Origin of the sequence: Undibacterium sp. Di27W, assembly GCF_049340345.1 — a bacterium.
In the GTDB taxonomy this organism is placed as follows: domain Bacteria; phylum Pseudomonadota; class Gammaproteobacteria; order Burkholderiales; family Burkholderiaceae_D; genus Undibacterium.
Map to the genome: position 1 here is coordinate 1 of NZ_JBMPOS010000061.1, position 1,895 is coordinate 1,895.

Consider the following 1,895-nt stretch of genomic DNA (forward strand, 5'->3'; position numbering starts at 1 on the left):
ACGTTGAAGAGGTGGGGTGGGAGAGTTCTAATCGAGTCTGTCAGCTAAAACTGCAGATGCGCAGCGTTGTCCCTCCACCCCAACGCTTTCTAGTTTCCCAGAAATCGTCACTTATAACCATACAAGCACAGCGTAATCTTACGCATGTTAGCCGTTACTCTCTATTTTGCTTGAAAAGCAAAGATCGCTTCACAGCAGTCAATCAAGCATAAATCACGCATCTGCTGAGATAGTGCGTGGTCATCATGAGATATTCCTGGGGTCTGTCATTATTTCAGGCTATGCATGCGTACGATTACGCCGCGTTCGTCGTATCTATGCGCCCTATGGTGCTGGCGCTGATATCATGGCACGGCATCACCTTTTTGCAAACATGGAGCACGAAGCTTCTGTCGCTTGTTTTTAATGCATGGGTCCGCTAGTATTTTGAGATTCTTTAAAAACTAAGGGCGGTCATATGCGATATAAGTTGTTGGTGCTGTTAAGCTGTTTGTCCCTGCAAGGATGTCTGGTCATCATACCCGGTGCCGTGGTGGGGGCTGCCAGCGATGCGATCACGGGTGCCGAAGGCATACATTGCGTGGCAGAAGGCTCCGTCGTAGGCGGCAAGATCAAAGTGGCTGACGGCGATATCCGCACCATTAAATCCTTGTCCGGGACATCCACCAGATGCCAGGACAGCAAATACCCTATCCGTGCCTTGCTGGTCAGCGATACCCCGGCCAACACGGCTGCAGCCCCCAAGCCAGCACCTGTTGCACCTGTTGCACCCGAAAGAAAAAATGCTACAGAAATCGACATGGCCATGGGCCTGGTCGATAACAAAGTACTCAACTTCAGCTGCGTCCCTGACAATCTCCAGGTCGGTAACCGCTATCAGCGCGATACGGGTGACATCGCCACCGTCACTAAAATTTACGGCAAATCAAGCTATTGTGCGGACCCCAGGTATCCCATCAGGGCTGATGCAGTGGTTGACCCTGCCTCCATCACTGAGACACAAAAAGCAGCCGAGGCCCTGCCCGGAAAGCATTGCGTCAAAGATACTGCAAAGATCGGCGATAAAATCAAGCTTGTCGAGGGTGGCTACCTGACGATTAAATCGATAATCGGAAAATCCCCACGGTGCGTCGATCTGCGCTTCCCTTTGCGGGCGGATGGGACCTTGGATTAGCTCGTGTAGCCCGTGTAGGTAAGATTAGCGCAGCGTCATCGTACGCATGATAAGCCTCACTCTCTATCCTGTTTAAAAAACATGGCTGCTTCAGGGTAGGCAATCAAGTATCAAGCAAGTGCCAGTTGAAATAACTCGGTGCGCCTCGCGAGCTGCTATTTCACAGGGACGCAGCGGCGGTAATCTTAGGTAAGCTTCAGATTCATTGCTGTTTGACAGGAGAGGAAAATGGACGAAAACGGTTTAATCCTGGAATGCGATTTTTCCTTCAAATGTCCGAAGACATGGGAAAGCCTGACCGTTCTTGACGATCCGGAAAAAAGATTTTGTTCCAGTTGCGAACGGGAAGTCTTTTTCATCAGGAGCAGACAGGAACTCGAGGTATTTCGAAGACTCGGACGATGCATTGCCGCGAGTGTGCATGATCCAATCATGGGCGCGAAAGTCGCCATTGGCGGCATCGGTTTAATTGGCGATACTGAGATACATGTATTCGGTGATCGGGAAAACGTCGATGAACTGATGGTCGCAATGGATCGCCATAACAGGAAAAAAAACGATAAGGACAAGCAGTAATTACAGGATCGGCGAATGCATGCGTACGATTACGCTGCGCTTGTATGGTTATAAGTGACGATTTCTGGGAAACTAGAAAGCGTTGGGGTGGAGGGACAACGCTGCGCATCTGCAGTTTTAGCTGACAGACTCGATTAGAACTCTC

2 protein-coding genes are annotated in these 1,895 nt (G+C 50.1%); both read left to right on the top strand.

Annotation, left to right across the window (positions count from 1 at the left end):
• Positions 1–457 precede the first annotated feature (457 nt).
• Positions 458–1,174 (top strand): hypothetical protein, encoded by a 717-nt coding sequence (locus ACO0LF_RS31205; RefSeq protein ID WP_423021262.1) that lies wholly within the window; start codon positions 458–460, stop codon positions 1,172–1,174.
• Between the two features lie 228 nt (positions 1,175–1,402).
• Entirely contained in the window at positions 1,403–1,750 is a 348-nt protein-coding gene (locus ACO0LF_RS31210) for a hypothetical protein (RefSeq protein ID WP_423021264.1), read from the top strand.
• Positions 1,751–1,895: the final 145 nt, after the last annotated feature.

Coding starts and splice junctions, on each gene's coding strand:
- ACO0LF_RS31205 (WP_423021262.1), top strand. CDS start 458: ATGCGATATAAGTTGTTGGTGCTGTTAAGCTGTTTGTCCCTGCAAGGA.
- ACO0LF_RS31210 (WP_423021264.1), top strand. CDS start 1,403: ATGGACGAAAACGGTTTAATCCTGGAATGCGATTTTTCCTTCAAATGT.